Here is a 15,420-nt window from a genome sequence, read left to right as displayed (position 1 = left end):
ATTTATGCCTCTGAGCTCGCTTTAAATTCCATGCTATAAACATATTTATTTTCCGGATGATGCGTTACCGTCACTTCAAATAGCTTATCCTGATCATCAAAATAGCGGCGAATAATGACCAGACACGCAGTGTCAGGCTTGATGCGGAGTTTTTCCGCAATCTCTGGCGATACCTGAGAGGCATATACATCCACCTCAGCCCTCTCGATACGGGCGCCATATTTTTCCTCAATCTGCTCGTACACCATTACCTGGGTATGTTCTGGATCTTTTGTCAACGAAGCAAACTGGGGCAATATATAAATATCCGTCCAAGCAATGACCTCCTCCGCCTGTTGACGCTTTCGAATTCCGCCAATGTGATACCAAGAAGATCCGATCGGCGCCCCAACAATCTGACTTAGAGACTTATCAAGCTCAATAAATTCTTCAACTATGTTTTGACGATAGGTATCACGTGAATAACTCAGAATATCGATTGGAGAGTTGTAGCTTTGGGTGAAACGACGTAAGCGCTGTCTAGAGACCACTTTTGTAGGCGCGCCTTGATGGCGGTAAATGAGGCCATTAGCCTCCAGAATTTGTAGTGCATGCCGCAACGTATGCCGACTTGACTGAAAATCCCGACAAAGTTCCGCATCGGCAGGCAAAACTGATCCCACGGACCAATCACCGTTATAAATACGCTGCTCTAGCGTTTTTGCTAGAGACTTATATAACGGTGATCGTTCACTCAATTTAAGAAAGTCCAAACATTTTTTTACCAGCAACTGGCAGACGTGCTTTCAGAATATCGCCAGATAAAGACTCGGTAATGTAGAGATCTTTTCCGTCCGCCCCACCAAAACACATATTAGCCAAATGATGGTGATGTGGGTTCTCAGAGTAAATCAAGTGAGTTGGCAGCATATTGTTATCAAATCTCCAGATTCCAATACCAAGATGACATACCAACAAACCATTTTCTGAGTCCATTTCAATACCGTCTGGACCCGCGACACCACCTGTTAGCTGTATCGCCACACCAGTCTTGGAAACAGATCCATCAGCCATCAAAGGCAATCTCCAGATTTGCTGAGATCTAGTGGCTGCTACAAATACATGCTTTTCCTGGGTGTTTAAAGTAATGCCGTTTGGGCTCGGTACATTAAGCGCTAAACGATCTAGTTGACCATTTGCACACAATCTAAATACGCGGCCCGTTGGGTCAGCAATGCCAGTCTGACCTTGATCTGTGAAATACAAATCGCCATTAGAGGCAAAGTGTAGATCGTTCAAACCTTTAAAGTTTTCGCTATACATTGATCCTAAGATAGTTTCAATTTTTCCAGTCTTTGGATCAAGCGCTAGCAAACCCGCCTTGTAGTCACAAATAAAAGCACGCCCATCTTTATGAAACTTCATGCCATTTGGCCAACCATCATATTGAGTAATCAGCTCCCACTCGCCCTTGGGGTCGATGCGGAAAATACGGCCAAAGGGAATATCTACGAACCACAAATTGCCTTCACGATCGAATGAAGGCCCCTCTAAAAAGCACTCTACTTCTGCGCCTTGACGGTTAGGATCGGACCATCCTGTACGGGATTTTTTGCGAAACTTCTCTGGCATGGTTGAAAACACTTCCGTTTTAATTTTCTCAACGGGCTGGAAAGGGTTGTGCATCGTCATAAAGAGTCACCTGTGGTAAGTTATACGGATAAGTAAATATTGTTATTAAACAATTAAACCATAAATAATGATAACCTTAAGTACTTGTTGATCAAAATTAATTTAAGCTGTTTACAACTTAACCGAATAGGTTGAAAAATATGAAATCTGTAGCTGTTATTGGAACCGGAATCATGGGTGCTGGAATTGCAGCTGGCTTTATTGCCCAAAACATACCCGTCGTCATATTGGGTAGAACAAAAGATAAGGCTGATGCCTGTTTGGATAAAGCCATCAGTCTTGCAAAGAAAATTGGTATGGTTGGAGACAGCGCAACCAAGGATGAGGCTGACATTAAGAAGAAGCAATTCATTGGGATCTTGGAGGATTGGCAAGACTGGGACCAATTCTCCTGGGTCATTGAGACTGTTACCGAGAACTTAGAACTAAAACAGAAAGTTTTCCAATACCTTGATCAAGTAGTGCCAGCAGAGATTCCTATTGGAAGCAATAGCTCAGGCTACCCCATTAGCAAAATTGCAGAAGGTCTCGAAACAGCAAACCGCATGATGGGTGCGCACTATTTCATGCCTGCAGAAGTTGTCCCCCTAGTTGAGATTGTTATGGGACAAAAAACGGAACTTAAATATGCGGAGCAAGCTTGCGAGCTTTATAGAGCTATCGAAAAGAAACCTGTCCTTGTAAAGAAGGATATTCCCGGATTTTTAGCGAACCGTATTCAACACGCCTTGATGAGAGAAGCGCTCTCGCTTGTACAAGAAGGAATTGCTACGCCAGCTGATATTGATGATGCCGTGAGGTATAGCTTTGGCTTCCGTTACGCTGCTGTGGGCCCAATGACACAGAAGGAAATTTCAGGCTGGGATGGGATGGCGAATGCCGCAAAGGAAATTTATCCATCGCTTTCTAATATCACTGCCCTACCTCCAAAAGTAGTTCAACTCATGGCCGATGGGAAAACAGGTATGAAAGCTGGGGAAGGATTTAGGAAGTGGACCCCGGAAGAAATCAAAACTGTTTCCGACTCCTACTCTCGTAGGTTGAAGGCTGCTTTTGACGTTCTTAATATTGAATGATTGAGAAACCATGAGCGCCATCAAGATGGTCACGAGCGCCCTTAATGGACGATCTCAGACATGAAATACAAATGAACAACATAGGCTTTGAAGTTCTGACCATCCACCCAAAATACCTAGGCGAATATATTAATTCCGAAGCTGCCAAGTGGGCCCCTATTGCTAAAAAATCTGGCGCAACTGCTAAATAATTAAACTATTAAATCGAAAGAAATTTATGATCGAAATCTCTGAAAAAAAACTCGCTGGCCCGATTATTCGACTGCACCCCAATGACAATATCGTGGTTGCTCGAGTAGATATTGGTATTGGTGCTGAAGTTCCTAGTGAGAATTTCACAAGCCGCAGCCAAGTTCCTGCAGGTTACAAAATAGCCGCCAAGAAAATCCTGAAGGGTGCGCCAATTCTCAAATATAACGTGACAGTGGGTTTTGCTAACGTCGATATTGAACCGGGCACTATGGTTCACAGCCACAACACTGAGTTTCGTGAATTTGATCGTGACTACGCTTACGCAAGCGAATATAAGCCAACCGAGCTCTTGCCTGAAGCAGAGCGCGCAACTTTCCAAGGTTATGTCAGATCAAATGGCAAAGTGGGAACACGTAATTTTATTGGCATTCTTTCTACCGTTAACTGCTCAGCAACCGTAGTCAATAAAATTGCCGATTGGTTTACACCCGAGCGACTTAAGGATTTTCCTAATGTTGATGGTGTGGTGGCTTTTAGCCACGACATTGGTTGCGGCATGGAAATGAGCGGGGAACCAATGGAGTTACTGCGCCGTACTATGGCGGGCTATGCACGTCACCCCAACCTAGCTGCCGCCCTCATTGTGGGGCTTGGCTGCGAGCGTAATCAACTCAAAGGCTTAATGGAGCAAGAGGATCTAACTGCGGGTACAAATCTACACACCTTCATCATGCAAGAGTCAGGCGGCACACGCAAAACCATTGAGGCAGGCATAGAGGCTGTAAAGGCGCTACTACCAGAAGCCAATAAAGCGAGACGAGAAACTGTTTCTGCCAGTCATTTATGTGTTGGCTTGCAATGCGGAGGATCCGATGGGTTTTCTTCTATTACTGCTAACCCTGCTTTAGGAGCAGCAATCGATATTTTGTCTCGCCATGGTGGCACTGGAATTCTTTCCGAAACTCCAGAGATTTATGGTGTTGAACACACCCTTACCCGCCGCGCAGTAAATCAAGCGGTTGGTGAAAAGCTGATTAAACGGATTCGCTGGTGGAAGGATGAATACTCTGTTGGTAGAGATGTCCAAATTAATGGGCAAGTGAGTCCTGGAAATCAAATCGGCGGCCTAGCTAATATCTTTGAAAAATCCTTAGGTTCCTCTATGAAAGGCGGCACTGGCCCCCTCATGGAAGTCTATAAATACGCTGAACCGGTAAACACTAAAGGCTTTGTATTTATGGATACCCCTGGCTTTGATCCCGTATCAGCCACTGGCCAGATAGCTGGAGGCGCCAATCTTATTGCCTTTACTACCGGCCGCGGCTCCATGTTTGGCTCTAAACCAGCGCCCTGCATCAAACTTGCTACTAATACTCCAATGTATCAACGACTTACAGAAGACATGGATATTAACTGTGGCGAAATCCTAGATGGGACCGTGTCTGTTCAGGAGATGGGTCAAAGGATATTTGAACTCTTCCTTAGAACCGCATCCGGAGAAGCCTCCAAGAGTGAACTCCTTGGTTTGGGTGACTATGAATTCGTACCTTGGCAAATTGGGGTAATGAGCTAAGAGAACTGTAGAATTAATCCTATTAGCTCAACCCAGATAGAAACCGAACTGAAACAAGCTTATGAAATTTAGGGATTACTACGAAACACTTGGCGTTGCTCGCGGCGCTACTGAAGCGGAGATTAAGACAGCCTATCGCAAGCTGGCTCGCAAGTACCATCCGGACGTAAACAAAGAGGCTGGCGCTGAAGAGCAGTTCAAGCAAATCGGTGAGGCATACGCTGTTTTAAAAGATACCGAGAAACGCGCAGCCTATGATCGCTTTGGCGAGAACTGGAAAAACGGTCAAGACTTTACCCCTCCCCCAAATTGGAATGAAGGTTTTGAATATTCTGATGGCGGATTCGGGGGTGGTCACCCTGGTTACGGCGGCGGCTTTGAAGGAGATCAAAGCGAGTTCTTTGAATCACTATTTGGCAGAGGTAAACATCGCCAAGGTGGACGCGGTGGTAACGCACGTCAAGGAATGAACTTCAAAGGCCAAGATCATCACGCTAAAATTTTAATTGATCTGGCCGATGCTTATAACGGCGCCAAACGGACGATTACCTTGCACATGCCCGTGCAAGATGCAGCTGGTCATGTCAGTACCCAAGAGCGCAAGTTAGATATCAGCATACCCAAAGGTATTAAGGCAGGACAAAACCTGAGGCTCTCTGGACAAGGTGGGCCTGGTGTTGGTGAAGGTCCTGCGGGCGACCTTTATCTCGAAATTGATTTTCACCCTAACGCTATCTATCGCATTGAAGGTAAGGATGTCTTCATCGATATTCCCTTAGCCCCGTGGGAGGCTGCTCTAGGAACAACGGTCAAGGTACCAACTCCAGCTGGAAGCACCTTAGAACTAAAGATCCCAGCAGGAACAGTTGCGGGCCGCAAAATGCGACTCAAAGGCAAAGGCATTCCAAGTGCAGAGATAGGCGATCTCTATGTTGTGCCCTCTATCGCTCTGCCACCAGCCGATACGGATGCACATAAAGAAGCCTATCAATCTTTTGAAAAGGCTTTTGATTTCAACCCCAGAACTCACTTGAAGGGATGATCGAGATGACACCAACCAATATCACCTGGATTGAAGGCGCAGTTGTAGAGAATGAAGTTCATATGACGATTGTTGAGCTTTCTCATGCATCACGCACACCAGAAGATCTCATCATGACCTGGGTTTCAGAGGGAGTGCTCAGCCCAGCAGGATCATCACCTGAAGATTGGCGTTTTAGTGGCGACTCTTTAAGAAGAGCGAAAACTGCAGCGCACCTGACTCATGATCTAGAGTTGAATGTCCCAGGCGTTGCCCTGGCACTAGACCTGCTGGATGAAATTGCCCAACTGCGCGCTCGTTTGCCACGCGGCTAGGCAATAACGTTAAGACCCTGAACGACTTAAAAGCTGCTCCCATCGCTGGAGCTTTTGATCTAAGTCGGCAGTAATTTCACTCAAACGCGCCTGCATGCTTGCAGCTAACTCAGGTTCATTTTTATAGAGATCTGGGTTGCTCATCGCAATACCAATATCAGCCTGCTCTGTTTCTAGCGTCTCAATTTGCAACGGCAACACTTCTAATTCTTGGCGCTCTTTGCCATTGAGCTTTTGAACGCCACTTTTAGCGACTGGTTTATTTTCTGCCTTAGCTTCCACCTTAGCTTCGACCTTGGCGTCGATCTTTGCATCTGCCTTAGCCTCTGCTTTATCCCCAGATTTTGTATTGGCTGCTCGAATTTTGTCTGAACGCGCTTTCTGGATTTTCCAATCTTCGTAGCCACCCTCATACTCTCTCCAGAAACCATCGCCTTCATTAGCAATAATGCTAGTGACAACGTTATCTAAGAAGTAGCGATCATGACTTACGAGGAATACTGTGCCTTTATAGTCTTGCAGAAGTTGCTCCAGCAAATCCAAGGTATCAATATCTAAGTCATTGGTTGGCTCATCCAAGACCAAGACGTTTGCAGGGCGGGCAAATAAGCGCGCTAATAGCAAACGGTTACGCTCGCCACCAGATAAAGTGCTAACTGGGGAATTGGTTCTCTCAGGTGCAAACAAGAAGTCGCTTAAGTAACTCTTGACATGCTTTTTATTGCCATTGATTTCAATCCATTCGCTGCCAGGACTGATGTAATCTTCTAATGAAGCATTCAGGTCTAAACCTTCGCGCATTTGATCAAAGTAGGCTACCTCAATCCGAGTACCCATTGTTGCAGTACCTGAGTCAGGTGCAATCGTTCCTAATATCAATTTCAGCAAGGTTGTTTTGCCTGCGCCGTTAGGACCTAGTAAACCAACCTTATCGCCGCGCAAAATCGTCGCCGTGAAATCTTTCACAATCGGACGATCATAGGTTTTACTCACGTTCTGCAAATCAGCCACAATCTTGCCGCTTCGATCACCAGCAGAAACTGCTAACTTCACCTGCCCCATTGCATCTCTGCGCTCAGCACGACTACTGCGTAAATTTTCTAAACGGGCAATTCTGGCAACACTTCGTGTACGACGCGCCTCCACCCCTTTACGTATCCAGACCTCCTCTTGCGCCAATAATTTATCGGCGCGGGCATTGGCTAGAGATTCAGAATTAAGCTCTTGCTCCTTAAGAACTTCATACTGAGTAAAGTTTCCAGGATAGCTTCGCAGAATGCCACGATCTAACTCCACAATTTGTGTGCAAACGTTATCTAAGAAGGCGCGGTCATGGGTAATCAAAATGACTGAGCCTTGATACTCCTTGAGCAACTCTTCTAACCAGGCAATCGAATCTAAATCCAAGTGGTTGGTTGGCTCATCTAGCAAAAGCACATCAGGCATCTCTACTAAAGCACGCGCTAAGGCAACCCGTTTCTTTGTACCGCCAGAAAGTGTATTGATTTTAAGGTTCGCCTCGAGATGCAATCGATCCAAAGTTTCATGAACGCGTTGCTCCCAATTCCAACCACTCAGTGCTTCTAATTGCGACTGCACTTCGTCTAAGCGATGATGAGATGCATCATCCCATTCGCCAACACTAAGCGCTTCGTATTCTTCGCGCAATGCTTTCGCTTGTGAAACGCCTTTTGAAACAGCATCAAAAACAGTTTCTTCAGCCTCAAAGATAGGCTCTTGGGGAACATAAGCAATGCGAAGGCTTTGCTGATATTGCAGCAGGCCATCATCCATTTTTTCGATACCAGCCAAGATCTTCAATAAAGAAGATTTGCCAGTGCCATTGCGGCCAATTAAGCCAACACGCTCACCCGATTCGAGTGAAAAAGCAGTGTTTGCGAGGAGGTCAACGTGGCCAAAAGCCAGTTTTGCATCAGTGAGTACGATTAAAGCCATGGCGACATTATCGTCACTTCCCCAAAAGAGGAGATATTTTCATCAATTTCTGCGAGACTAGCAACTTATGGTTTGCAAATTAACTCCCTCTGCGCCCCGCCTGATCCTCTTTGCAGGACATGCCGGCACCGGGAAGTCGACTCTTGCCAAAAAGGCCCTGCCCCTAATTATTGAGAAAACAGGAGAAGATTTTTTCTTTTTAGATAAAGACACTGTATACGGTGCTTTTAGTGCCCATGTCATGCAACTGAATACTCAGAACCCCAATGACCGTGATAGCCCCTTCTATTTGGAAAACCTACGTGATTGGGAGTACCAAGGCCTCATTGATACTGCCAGGGAGAATTTGCTTCTGGGAGTCAATGTCATTCTGGTCGGGCCATTCTCAAAAGAAATTCAAAGTGGCAGGATGCTTAATTCACAAGCATTAGGGATGCCACCACAGACCTCCATACAGATTGCTTGGATTGATCTGGCAGAGTTGGAGGCCAAAAAGCGGATGGCGAAACGGGCTGACCCACGGGACCAATGGAAACTCATTCACTGGGATCAATATGCCAAGCGCAGAACAGAGCCACCAATCCACCCTGCTTTACACCGCTTTAATAACTCATCCTTTAATGAAGCGGCCTTTACAAGACTTATTGACGCCTTAGTGCAATAACAACAGATTGAGAAGGCAAAAAAAATAGAGCCCTAGGGAGCTCTATCGCATGATCTGAGAACTGAATTCTTAGAACTTGTAAGACATACCGGCTCGACTAAGAGCTCTTACGCAAGATTTACTTTGACAGATAGTCTAGCGCCACTGCTTCTGCTACTTTAATCCCATCGACACCTGCAGACAAGATTCCACCGGCATAGCCCGCACCCTCACCCGCTGGATAAAGGCCTTTGATATTCAAGCTTTGGTAGTTATTGCCCCTGGTAATTCGCAATGGAGATGAGGTGCGTGTCTCCACACCAGTTAATACGGCATCTTTCATGGAAAAGCCCTTGATTTGCTTTTCAAAGGCAGGAATAGCCTCCCGAATTGCCTCGATTGCATAAGCAGGCAAACTTTCCGCAAGATCGGTTAAATGAACGCCAGGCTTATAGGAAGGTGTAACACTACCGAACTGAGTGGAAGGCTTACCCTCCAGAAAATCACCAATCAGTTGACCTGGTGCCTCATAAGTTCTGCCACCTAATTCAAAAGCCTTAGATTCAATGGCGCGCTGAAACTCAATTCCCGCAAGTGGGCCACCAGGATAATCCTCTGGAGTAATGCCAACAACGATACCGGCGTTGGCATTGCGTTCGTTACGAGAGTACTGACTCATGCCATTGGTCACCACACGATTAGGCTCGGAGGTAGCGGCAACTACTGTTCCGCCTGGACACATACAAAAACTATAAACTGCACGGCCATTTTTGGCGTGATGGACTAATTTGTAATCTGCTGCGCCAATGAGTTCATTGCCAGCATGGGGGCCAAGACGTGCTTTATCAATCAGGGACTGAGGATGCTCAATTCGAAAGCCGACCGAGAATGGTTTGGATTCCATGAAGACGCCCGCATGATGCAGGGCTTCAAAAGTATCACGCGCACTGTGGCCAAGCGCCAATATCACATGGTTAGCTGGTAAATCAGGCTGACCCTCTATTTTGACCCCAGTAATTTGTTCATTCTCGATATCAAAGCCAATGACCTTTTGTGAAAACCGAATCTCCCCGCCTAGGTCAATGATTTCCTGACGCATCTTCTCTACAACGCCCACTAAGCGGAAAGTGCCGATATGGGGTTTGGCTACATAAGTAATTTCTTGTGGAGCACCGGCTTTCACAAACTCATTAATGACCTTTCGGCCATAAAACTTGGGATCTTTAATTTGGCTATACAACTTCCCATCTGAAAATGTACCGGCTCCACCCTCACCAAATTGCACATTGGATTCTGGATTGAGCACATTTTTGCGCCATAAACCCCAGGTGTCTTGAGTGCGCTCACGTACTTTTTTGCCACGCTCAAGAACAATCGGCTTGAAACCCATCTGCGCCAAAACCAATGCAGCAAAAATTCCGCATGGTCCAAATCCAACGACAACTGGTCTTAGCAAGTTGCCATCAGCTATTGAATCAGGCGCTTTAGCAACAAAGTGATAGCTCGTATCCGGGGATGGTCTTACATGGCTGTCGCCTGAAAATTCCTTGAGCAGAGTATCTTCATGCTTTGCGGATACATCAACCGCGTAAATAAAAGAGAGCGCAACGTTTTTTCGGGCATCGTAACTACGCTTAAAGACATCGAAAGCGATTAACTCTTTAGCGTCTAAATTAAGACGCTTAAGAATCGCCTTCTCCACTGCTTCAGGAGCATGGTCAATGGGCAGACGTAATTCAGTAATACGGATCATGGGTTTTACGATACACAGTAATTTGAGGCATTTCTAGGCTCATCAGGAGCCTCTGGCCAAATAATACTGGTTATGAGCCTACTCAAGCCAGGAGTTAGCCTTTAAAGGCGATAATGCGTCATGGCTCTACGCGCAACTATCCACAAAGCCGACCTTCACGTCGCAGATTCTGACCGCCACTACTATGGCAGCCACTCCCTCACTATCGCTAAGCACCCTTCTGAGACTGAGCAACGGATGATGATCCGTATCATCGCCTTTGCATTACAGGCGCATGAGGATTTGGTATTTACAAAGGGTTTAAGTGATACGGATGAACCGGATCTGTGGATCAAAGATCTTACTGATGCTATCAAGCTGTGGATTGAGATTGGTCAGCCAGATGAGCGCCGCATTCTGAAAGCCTGTGGCCGTTCAGATCAAGTAATTGTGTATTGCTATGGCGGTCATACCAGCAAAATCTGGTGGGATGGTATCGCAAATAAGCTGACGCGCGCTCGCAACTTACAAGTGGTTTCCATTCCAGCAGAGCAAGCGGAAGATCTGAACAAGTTGGTTGAACGTAGTATGGTCATTCACGTAAATATTCAGGATGGTGAAGCGTATGTCTCCTCCGATCAAGGCCAGGTGACTATTACTCCAGAGATTTGGCGTAACAATCAATAGGCCTGCAATATGAAAGTGGTTGTTTTCGATACCAATGTCTTGTTAGATCTTTTTGTCTTTAATGACTTTCGAGCGCTTCATTTAAAGCAAGCACTAATCGAAGGTCAATTAGATGCTTTAGCAACCCCAAATACATTAGAAGAATTCGCTGACGTCATTGCGCGTCCATTGTTTTCGCTTGACGATGTACAGCAAAAGAAAATCTATCTGCAATGGCAGAACCTAGCAAGAATGCTGGATGATCAAAGCTTAAACAAGGCACCTTGGGCATGCAATGATCCAGACGATCAGGTCTTCTTAGACCTTGCCTATACGGTAAAACCTTGCACATTAATTAGCAAAGACAATGAAGTTCTTCGATTTGCGAATAAGGCAGCAACAGAGCAGGTTTCGATTACTGCCGATTACACAGTATTCGATCTATAAACCTTGTGCAGCTTCTGCTGCAACCTCAAATGATCTAAGGCGAGCTTGATGATCAAATATTTGACCGGTAAGAACAAGCTCATTGGCGCCAGTGAGATCCAACCAGTGACGCATGCCCTTCCTTACAGTCTCTAGCGAACCCACTACTGAGACCTGCAAAGTATGATCTGCCGCTGCCCGCTCATGAGGCTCGCAGAATGCATTCATGTCAGCGATAGGAGGCGGCAACTGCCCTCTTGTGTTCCTGCGCATTCTGACAACATTCTGTTGCAGGGTTGTAAATAGATGCTGAGCTTCTTCATCAGTATCTGCCGCCACTACATTCATCACAAATGCTGAATATGGTTGAGCTTGCTGGACTGATGGTTTAAAAAGTTCTCGGTAAATCTTTATTGCCTCTAGGAGTTGCTCTGGCGCAAAGTGAGAAGCAAAGGCATAAGGTAGGCCAAAGTGTGCCGCTAATTGAGCGCCATAGAGACTAGAGCCCAAAATCCAGATGGGTACATTGCTACCCATACCTGGAATGGCTTTGACGGATTGCCCCTCCTGAAGCGGGCCAAAATAATGCTGGAGCTCTCGGACGTCATGTGGAAAACGATCATCGCTTCCGAGCAAATCTCGGCGTAATGCCCTTGCCGTCATTTGGTCAGTACCGGGCGCCCTACCCAATCCGAGCTCAATCCGTCCAGGATACAAAGCCTCTAAGGTGCCAAATTGCTCAGCAATAACCAGAGGTGCATGGTTAGGCAACATCACGCCACCAGAACCTACTCGAATGTGAGAGGTGCCAGCAGCAATGTAGCCAATCAATACAGCTGTAGCTGAACTCGCATTACCGGTCATATTGTGGTGCTCTGCTACCCAGTAGCGCGTGTATCCCCATTTTTCAGCATGCCTTGCCACATCCAAGGAGTTTCGCAGCGCATCAGCAGCAGTAAACCCCTGAGGAATCGGAGATATATCTAGAATGGAGTATGGGATGGAATTTGCCATCGCTAGATCATACCGAGAAAGTGCATTGTTGACATGAGTAAACCCAAAATGGCTGACCCTGACGATGGCCTCTTTAAGCCAGGTAACAAACTTAAGCACATCAAGACTGGCGGTTTTTATAAAGTCGTTTTTTTGGCAAACGTGGAAGCAACCTTAGAGCCGGCTTATGTTTATGAATCCCTACAATCTCATGACTTTTGGGTCAGACCAAAAGCAGAAATGGAAGATGGGCGCTTTGAACTCATCTCAGAATAAAAAGGCTAACTGACTATGTCTGAAGAACGCATTACCAATCTAGAAATCAAACTCAGCTTCACTGAAGACTTAATTGAAAAACTCAATGAGACTGTTTATAAACAGCAGCAGCAAATTGAATTTCTGTATCGCGAACTAAAGGCAATTAAAGAGCAAGCCAGTAGCAGCGGAGGTGGTGGCGGAAGTCTGAAAGATGAAATCCCCCCGCACTATTAATCAACTGCTAATATAGGTATTAGGCATTAACCCCCTTACAACACAAGCAAAGGAATTATCCATGAGCAACTTAACGCTATTTCTAGTCCAGTGGGGCTTAACTTCTTTATCCCTTTGGGTTGCTAGCTATATCTTTAGCGGCCTGCGCTTTGCAGATGGTGGCTCACTCATCATTGCTGCCTTGCTATTGGGCTTTGCCAACGCAATCGTCAAACCATTGTTGGTGTTGTTCACGCTACCGCTCACCGTAGTGACCATGGGCCTCTTCTTACTCGTGGTTAATGCAATAGTATTGATGCTGGTTTCTGCAGTGGTAAGCGGCTTTACGATCTCTAGCTTCTGGACCGCATTCTTTGCCAGCATCTTTATTTCTTTATTCAGTCTCTTTGTCAGCGGCTTAGTTTTTTAAGAAACAGTTTTGCGAGCTTTGCTTGACTTAGTCTGACTTAGTCTGACTTTGTTTGGCTTAGTTAAATTTAGTTAAACTTAGTTAGACTTACTTGCCCGCAGGATAGATATCCGACCAAGGATGCAGCGCTGTTTTACATGGCTGTGACTTGGTCGCCATTGATTTGGCATTCTCTGCGGCAATACTGATTCCGCCAGTTAAAAAGCCTAGTCCAATCGAGACGGCGCTATTCACTACTCCCGCCTTATTGACCCCAGTTTGTGGGTTTTGTAAGGTTCCCTCAATTTTCACCAGTCCAGCAAGATCTAAGCCGGTTGTCAGGCCTGATTTTTCTCTTGGATTAATGCTGATATTGACAGCTTCGTTAGCAAGATTAATGGAGCCTGCTAAGGTGATATCGAGTCGGTCAGTTTCAACGCCAACTGAATTCTGAATATTCACTACCCCTCCGCTAACCGGCAAATAAGCAACAGCGCAATCCAATACAGTCTGATTCGATTTTTTGTACATCGGATTGATTGCATCTATTGCTGTAATAACAAAGTCCCCGCCCTTATTGATGAACTTAGAATCTAATTTGCTTGGGCCTACTGAAACCTGAATGGCGCCATTTGCTCGGCTAGCCATTTGATGTGGACTTACTCCACTTCCCTGTAAGTTCCAAGCTACCTTCGTATCTCCACCAGAAACTCTAGCACTGGAATCAGTAGTGGCAATAATTTGCTCCAAAGTAAAGTCCTTAGCCAAACCCTTGATGGTGAATTTTGGTGATGGGCCATCAAACTGTGAAATAGAAATTTGTGCTTGGGCGCTTCCTTTGCCAACATTAAAACTGACATCGTTTGCATCAATGGCATTTTTCTTAAATTGCAGGGTCGCCTTAAAATTGGTAAATGGGGCCTGATCCGGCATTCCAAGTTCAGCAATATTGATATTGATCAATCCATCAGCCAAAGGCAGCAGATCGAAAGGCAATGCCTCATCAGAGAAAAAATACTTGCCTTGAGATTTATGCGGGGTTGCATGGCTGGCTTTTCCCTTTGAGCCAGCAATCACAGCCGACCCCGCCAAAGGAGCCAAATCAAATGATTTTGAGTTGAGGTTGATATTAAATTGCGGTAATACATGAGGCTTCTTATCAATCTCCCCCGTAATCGCAAGTGACTTTCCATTCAGGGTAAGAAGCATATCGAGATCCGTTTTTACGGGGGATTGATCCCAAGCAAAATAAGCGGTACGCAACGATCCTGTTTTGCCTTTGAGATTCAGCGTGTAGTTGGGATATTGGAGATCCATCAGAATCGTAGATTTTCCATCTTTCGCATCAAGGTTTAATTTAGGAATCTTTAATGACTTAGCGGCTTGATTGTCATCTTGATAATTAATACGTGCATCCACAATATCTAAAGTCTGAAACGAGAGAAACGCACTGTTAGAGGAGCTATCTATTGTTGTTTGAGTTGCTAAATTATTGGTAGCCAAGACTGGTGCAGTTAAATTCCAATTACCCTCCCCAGCTTTGTTAGTCTGTAAATTAACCTCCAGTCCTAACACACCAATTTTGCTGATCTCAACGCTGCCCTTGAGTAAGGGCCACAACCTAATGTCTAACTCGACCTTCTTAAAGGTCAGCATATCGGGAGTGCTTGCCCAGGATGCATTACTCAAAGCTAGCTGCTCCGCTTTTACGCTAATGGACGGAAAAATACTCAAACTGATTGGTCCAGTAATTTTTAACTCTCGTCCAGTAGCTTCTTTGACCGAAGAGCTCAAGAGCTTAGTTACCTGTGCAGGATTAACAAAGGATGATGCATAAAAAGCACCTAGTCCCAATATCACAAGGCAACCCGTAAGGACAATAAGGAAAATTTTAAGAGTTTTATTCACGTGTTCATTCTAAATCCTGTGAAGGCAATTAGTGGAGACTCAGTACCCATGGACTAAAATATGCCCATGAGCACAGAGAATCTACCAAAGTGTCCCGCCTGCCAGGAGGATATGACCTACCCTGACGGGGAAAATTACGTTTGTGCACAGTGCGGCCATGAATGGCCAATCGCGGGCATAGCTGAAGAAGCGGATGCTGGGTTGATTGTTAAGGATGCTAAGGAAACGCAGATTTATTCACCCCTCATGACAACCTAAGCATCTCATCAAACGTTATTTACTTATCAACTCCAATCGAGATAAGTAATGACCAGCACAATCAATCCACAACTTAGTTTTGCTCAGATC

16 protein-coding genes and 1 pseudogene are annotated in these 15,420 nt (G+C 45.5%); 11 read left to right on the top strand and 6 right to left on the bottom strand.

Annotated features, from left to right (window positions below):
- Positions 1 to 2: 2 nt before the first annotated feature.
- Together ICN48_RS11395 and ICN48_RS11390 are read right to left on the bottom strand one after the other, a co-directional pair.
- Complete coding sequence (locus ICN48_RS11395; RefSeq protein WP_216153805.1) at positions 3 to 737, bottom strand: GntR family transcriptional regulator; 735 nt, start codon at positions 735 to 737, stop codon at positions 3 to 5.
- Between the two features lies 1 nt (position 738).
- The gene (locus ICN48_RS11390; protein WP_255539555.1) at positions 739 to 1,671 is read right to left on the bottom strand and encodes an SMP-30/gluconolactonase/LRE family protein; all 933 of its coding nucleotides are present in this window, start codon (positions 1,669 to 1,671) and stop codon (positions 739 to 741) included.
- Positions 1,672 to 1,811: 140 nt separating this feature from the next.
- Between ICN48_RS11390 and ICN48_RS11385 the strand changes: the two genes are divergently transcribed.
- The 4 genes from ICN48_RS11385 (at position 1,812) to ICN48_RS11370 (ending at position 5,868) form a co-directional block, all read left to right on the top strand.
- Positions 1,812 to 2,747, top strand: coding sequence for a 3-hydroxyacyl-CoA dehydrogenase family protein (locus ICN48_RS11385; protein ID WP_216153804.1), 936 nt, complete (start codon positions 1,812 to 1,814; stop codon positions 2,745 to 2,747).
- 217 nt (positions 2,748 to 2,964) lie between these two features.
- Positions 2,965 to 4,512 carry a UxaA family hydrolase gene (locus ICN48_RS11380; RefSeq protein ID WP_216153803.1) on the top strand — a complete coding sequence of 516 codons (1,548 nt, stop codon included), beginning with the start codon at positions 2,965 to 2,967 and terminating at the stop codon, positions 4,510 to 4,512.
- A 61-nt stretch (positions 4,513 to 4,573) separates the two neighbouring features.
- Positions 4,574 to 5,554, top strand: coding sequence for a DnaJ C-terminal domain-containing protein (locus ICN48_RS11375; protein ID WP_216153802.1), 981 nt, complete (start codon positions 4,574 to 4,576; stop codon positions 5,552 to 5,554).
- Positions 5,555 to 5,559: 5 nt separating this feature from the next.
- Entirely contained in the window at positions 5,560 to 5,868 is a 309-nt protein-coding gene (locus ICN48_RS11370) for a chaperone modulator CbpM (RefSeq protein WP_216153801.1), read from the top strand.
- Positions 5,869 to 5,877: 9 nt separating this feature from the next.
- Here ICN48_RS11370 and ICN48_RS11365 read toward each other — a convergent pair whose 3' ends face one another.
- Positions 5,878 to 7,824, bottom strand: coding sequence for an ATP-binding cassette domain-containing protein (locus ICN48_RS11365; RefSeq protein ID WP_216153800.1), 1,947 nt, complete (start codon positions 7,822 to 7,824; stop codon positions 5,878 to 5,880).
- 67 nt (positions 7,825 to 7,891) lie between these two features.
- On the opposite strand from ICN48_RS11365, the gene ICN48_RS11360 reads away from it, so the two are divergent.
- Positions 7,892 to 8,488 (top strand): AAA family ATPase, encoded by a 597-nt coding sequence (locus ICN48_RS11360; protein ID WP_216153799.1) that lies wholly within the window; start codon positions 7,892 to 7,894, stop codon positions 8,486 to 8,488.
- Between the two features lie 118 nt (positions 8,489 to 8,606).
- On the opposite strand, the gene ICN48_RS11355 is transcribed toward ICN48_RS11360, so the two are convergent.
- The gene (locus tag ICN48_RS11355) at positions 8,607 to 10,220 is read right to left on the bottom strand and encodes an NAD(P)/FAD-dependent oxidoreductase (protein WP_216153798.1); all 1,614 of its coding nucleotides are present in this window, start codon (positions 10,218 to 10,220) and stop codon (positions 8,607 to 8,609) included.
- 120 nt (positions 10,221 to 10,340) lie between these two features.
- On the opposite strand from ICN48_RS11355, the gene ICN48_RS11350 reads away from it, so the two are divergent.
- Positions 10,341 to 10,886 carry a YaeQ family protein gene (locus ICN48_RS11350; protein ID WP_216153797.1) on the top strand — a complete coding sequence of 182 codons (546 nt, stop codon included), beginning with the start codon at positions 10,341 to 10,343 and terminating at the stop codon, positions 10,884 to 10,886.
- 9 nt (positions 10,887 to 10,895) lie between these two features.
- Positions 10,896 to 11,312, top strand: a complete 417-nt coding sequence (locus ICN48_RS11345; protein ID WP_216153796.1) for a putative toxin-antitoxin system toxin component, PIN family — start codon at positions 10,896 to 10,898, stop codon at positions 11,310 to 11,312.
- Here the strand turns inward: ICN48_RS11345 and ICN48_RS11340 are convergent.
- Positions 11,307 to 12,305: an LLM class flavin-dependent oxidoreductase gene (locus tag ICN48_RS11340; protein ID WP_216153795.1), complete on the bottom strand. Its 999-nt coding sequence runs from the start codon at positions 12,303 to 12,305 to the stop codon at positions 11,307 to 11,309. The two genes, ICN48_RS11345 and ICN48_RS11340, sit on opposite strands and share 6 nt — an antisense overlap.
- Before the next feature lie 33 nt (positions 12,306 to 12,338).
- On the opposite strand from ICN48_RS11340, the gene ICN48_RS11335 reads away from it, so the two are divergent.
- The 3 genes from ICN48_RS11335 to ICN48_RS11325 all read left to right on the top strand — a co-directional run bounded on the left by ICN48_RS11335 (position 12,339) and on the right by ICN48_RS11325 (position 13,185).
- Positions 12,339 to 12,560, top strand: coding sequence for a hypothetical protein (locus ICN48_RS11335; RefSeq protein WP_216153794.1), 222 nt, complete (start codon positions 12,339 to 12,341; stop codon positions 12,558 to 12,560).
- A 15-nt stretch (positions 12,561 to 12,575) separates the two neighbouring features.
- Positions 12,576 to 12,776, top strand: coding sequence for a SlyX family protein (locus tag ICN48_RS11330; protein ID WP_216153793.1), 201 nt, complete (start codon positions 12,576 to 12,578; stop codon positions 12,774 to 12,776).
- Positions 12,777 to 12,837: 61 nt separating this feature from the next.
- Complete coding sequence (locus ICN48_RS11325; protein ID WP_216153792.1) at positions 12,838 to 13,185, top strand: phage holin family protein; 348 nt, start codon at positions 12,838 to 12,840, stop codon at positions 13,183 to 13,185.
- An 87-nt stretch (positions 13,186 to 13,272) separates the two neighbouring features.
- On the opposite strand, the gene ICN48_RS11320 is transcribed toward ICN48_RS11325, so the two are convergent.
- On the bottom strand, positions 13,273 to 15,072 hold the full coding sequence (locus ICN48_RS11320) for an AsmA family protein (RefSeq protein ID WP_216153791.1): 1,800 nt from the start codon (positions 15,070 to 15,072) through the stop codon (positions 13,273 to 13,275).
- Between the two features lie 66 nt (positions 15,073 to 15,138).
- Between ICN48_RS11320 and ICN48_RS13945 the strand changes: the two are divergent.
- Positions 15,139 to 15,291, top strand: a pseudogene (locus ICN48_RS13945) (alkylphosphonate utilization protein); the annotation flags it as partial.
- Between the last annotated feature and the right edge of the window lie 129 nt (positions 15,292 to 15,420).

It is taken from the genome of Polynucleobacter sp. JS-Safj-400b-B2, from assembly GCF_018881975.1.
Lineage (GTDB): Bacteria > Pseudomonadota > Gammaproteobacteria > Burkholderiales > Burkholderiaceae > Polynucleobacter.
Note: the sequence above shows the minus strand (reverse complement) of the source record. Positions and strands in the feature narration are given on the sequence as shown.